This window comes from Vibrio sp. 10N.222.48.A3, assembly GCF_041475345.1.
Classification (GTDB): domain Bacteria; phylum Pseudomonadota; class Gammaproteobacteria; order Enterobacterales; family Vibrionaceae; genus Vibrio; species Vibrio tasmaniensis_A.
Window position 1 is genome coordinate 1 of record NZ_JBFRVX010000633.1, and the last position, 3,755, is coordinate 3,755.

A 3,755-nucleotide genomic window follows, 5' to 3' on the forward strand; every position below is an offset into this window, starting at 1 on the left:
ATGGAAGCGACTTTTTACTATTGATTAATGATATCAGTTACTTAGGTTGAGCATCGATACATTGGCCATGAATGTCTGTCACACTTGGGTTCATTAAGTGTAGATACAACGGGATGATGTCGAGTGGCGTTTTTAGCTTGTTCGCATCTTCACCTGGGTACGCTTTTGCACGCATGCGTGTTTGAGTACCGCCTGGGTTAATCGCATTAACACGGATATCGGTACCTTCAAGCTCATCGGCTAAGATCTGCATCATGCCTTCTGTAGCAAACTTTGAAATCGCGTAAGTGCCCCAGAACGCACGACCAGAGTGACCAACCGTTGAAGAGGTAAAGACAATACGACCCGCTTCCGCTTTCTTAATGACAGGCAGTAATGCTTGAGTCATTAGAAATTCAGCTTTAACGTTGATTTGCATGACGCCATCAAACGTTTCTTCATCGATTTGATCGAATGGACTTAACGTGCCAAGCACACCTGCGTTATGCAGTAGACCATCTAAACGACCGAACTGTGATTCAATGGTTTCAGCCATGTCGATGTAGTTCTGTTTTGTCGCGCCTTTTAAATCCAATGGGATAATCGCAGGCTGTGGGTAACCAGCGCTTTCGATTTCGTCGTAAATTAATTCAAGGTTTTTGACATTGCGGCCTAACAGAATAACAGTTGCACCATGTTGAGCGAAACTTAGCGCGGCTTGGCGACCAATGCCAGCACCGGCACCTGTAACCAAAATTACTTTATCTTTGAGGGCATCTGTAGAGATTGGGTAATCCACTGTGCTTATCCTTCTTTCTTTTATTATGTTCGTCATTCCATTGATGTTTAATCACACAGATAACCGCAGGAATGATGAGAAATTCTTGGTAATCGTGACAAGATGGTTACAATACACTAATTCATACAATAGGGGATATGACATTGGAATTTTTGTTGGACTACGGCTTGTTTTTAGCCAAGATTGCGACCGTTGTAATCGCCATCATTGCAATTTTAGTGATAGCTAAATCTGTGGGTGGAAAATCAAGCGCAATTAAAGGTGAGCTGGAAATCACGAACCTATCTGAGCATCACAAACAAACGATTGAACAACTAGAGCACCATTTGCATGATGATGCTTTCATCAAAGCACGTGATAAAGCAGAAAAGAAAGCGGAAAAAGAAAAAGTAAAATCACGTGGCAAAGAAGTGAAGAAAGCAGCGAAAGAGGGTGAGCTTGATAGCAAGCGTGAACCACACCTATTCGTTCTTGATTTTAATGGCAGCATTGATGCGAAAGAAGTGGCTTCATTACGTGAAGAGGTAACGGCGGTTCTGGCTGTTGCTCGTGAAGGTGATGAAGTATTGCTTAAGCTTGAGTCTGGCGGTGGTATGGTTCACGGCTATGGTCTGGCGTCTTCTCAACTTGACCGTATCAAAGCGGCAGGTCTGCCTCTGACTATCTCGGTAGATAAAGTCGCAGCAAGTGGCGGTTACATGATGGCATGTATCGCAGACAAAATCGTATCTGCACCGTTTGCTATTGTTGGTTCTATTGGTGTTATCGCTCAACTGCCAAACTTCAACAAACTGCTTAAAAAGCACGACATTGAATTCGAACAGCTAACGGCAGGTGAGTACAAACGCACGCTTACTATGTTTGGTGAGAACAGTGATAAAGCACGCGAGAAGTTTAAAGAAGAGCTAGAGGAAACTCATGGTTTGTTTAAAGATTTCATCCGTGACCACCGACCTGCGCTAGATCTTGAAAAAGTAGCAACGGGTGAGCACTGGTTTGGTACACAAGCGCATGAACTTGGGCTGGTGGATGAGATTAGCACTTCTGATGATTTAGTCGTAGCGGCATGTAAGGACAAAACAGTTCTAGCGATTCACTACGTACAGAAGAAAAAGCTTTCAGACAAACTAGCGGGCGTGGCAGGTAAATCTGCAGACAGCGTGCTGATGAAGCTGATTGAACGTGGTCAAAAGCCGATTGTTTAAGCTTATTTAGTTTTAGCTCTAGTATCTAGTATCTAGTATCTAGGTTTAGTGCCTTGCGTCTATTGAAGACGTTTGAGCCTTAAAAAGAAAGCGCATAAGTCATAAGACTTATGCGCTTTTTTATTGCTCCACTTCCGAGCGGGTGACCACTATGTTGTAGGGGGAGCGGAGTTTTATACCAAGCACTGACTTACTGTGATTGATATTAAATCTTGGCTCCATAGTCATTGCGTTTTGGACAAGTGGTCAGAATCTCTCGATGACCTGTGTCTTTGAGCTCTTCCAGAATCACATCAAAGCCCCATAAGCGATAGAGATGTTTCATCACTTCGTCGTAGCCTTTATCAAGCGGGATACGGCCGTGAGGTACATATTGCAGTGTCATCGAGCGGTCACCGCGAACATCGACATTAAACACCTGAATATTCGGCTCAAGGTTGCTTAGATTGTACTGCGCCGCAAGCTTTTCACGAATTAAGCGATAGCCCGGATCGTCGTGAATAGCGCTTATCTCAATGGTGTTTTTGCGGTCGTCGTCGAGAACAGAGAACAACTTAAAGTCTCGAATGATTTTTGGTGAAAGGTATTGGCTGATAAAGCTTTCATCTTTGAAATTGTGCATGGCAAAGTGCACCGCCTCTAACCAATCACTTCCGGCTAACTCAGGGAACCATTCTTTGTCTTCATCGGTTGGTTCTTCACAGATACGTCGAATGTCTCTAAACATTGCAAAGCCAAGCGCATAAGGGTTTATCCCACTGAAATAAGGGCTGTTGTAGGCGGGTTGTGCGACCACGCTGGTGTGGCTGTGTAGGAATTCTAAGATAAACTTATCACTCACCAAGCCTTCGTCGTAAAGATGGTTAAGAATGGTGTAATGCCAGAAGGTTGCCCAGCCTTCGTTCATTACTTGAGTTTGTTTCTGAGGATAGAAGTATTGACTTACCTTGCGAACAATACGAACACACTCTCGTTGCCAAGGTTCAAGCAGTGGGGCGTTCTTTTCAATAAAGTAGAGAATGTTTTCTTGAGGCTCACTAGGGAAACGTATCTTGGTTTCTTCTTCCTTGCTTTTATTTTGGGGAACGGTCCTCCACAGCTCATTCACTTGAGATTGCAGGTAAGCTTCACGTTCTTCTTGTCTTGCGGTTTCTTCCGCAATGGAAATCTTCTCTGGGCGTTTGTATCTGTCTACGCCGTAGTTCATGAGAGCATGACAAGAATCGAGAAGTTTCTCGACTTCAGCCACACCATACTTTTCTTCGCAATCGGTAATGTATTTTTTCGCGAACAATAGATAGTCGATAATCGAGCTTGCATCAGTCCAAGTTTGGAACAGGTAATTACCCTTAAAGAACGAGTTATGGCCGTAACAGGCATGCGCCATTACCAACGCTTGCATCGTGACCGTGTTCTCTTCCATTAAGTAAGCGATACACGGATCTGAGTTGATCACGATTTCGTACGCTAAGCCCATTTGGCCGTGTTTGTAGTTTTGCTCTGTTTGGATGAACTTCTTACCAAAAGACCAGTGGTTGTAGTTGATGGGCATACCAATGCTGGAGTAAGCATCCATCATCTGCTCAGAGGTAATCACTTCAATCTGGTTCGGGTAAGTGTCTAAACGGTAATGCTGCGCCACACGCTTAATTTCTACGTGATATTGTTCCAAGAGGTTGAACGTCCAATCTGGACCATCAGGCAGCATCTTGTTGTTTTTCTTCTGTGCAGATTTGTCTTTCTCTGCAACGTTTGATTTCGCTGTCATGGCA

General features: G+C 44.0%; 3 protein-coding genes. 1 reads left to right on the top strand and 2 read right to left on the bottom strand.

From position 1 onward, the window contains the following. Positions 1 to 37: 37 nt before the first annotated feature. Entirely contained in the window at positions 38 to 778 is a 741-nt protein-coding gene (locus AB4653_RS17500) for a YciK family oxidoreductase (protein ID WP_009849000.1), read from the bottom strand. A gap of 143 nt (positions 779 to 921) precedes the next feature. Here AB4653_RS17500 and sohB point away from each other — a divergent pair, with 143 nt between their 5' ends. Next, positions 922 to 1,983, top strand: a complete 1,062-nt coding sequence (gene sohB, locus AB4653_RS17505; protein ID WP_009849001.1) for a protease SohB — start codon at positions 922 to 924, stop codon at positions 1,981 to 1,983. Between the two features lie 205 nt (positions 1,984 to 2,188). Here the strand turns inward: sohB and AB4653_RS17510 are convergent, their stop codons facing one another. Continuing rightward, entirely contained in the window at positions 2,189 to 3,751 is a 1,563-nt protein-coding gene (locus AB4653_RS17510) for a SpoVR family protein (RefSeq protein ID WP_102257370.1), read from the bottom strand. Positions 3,752 to 3,755: the final 4 nt, after the last annotated feature.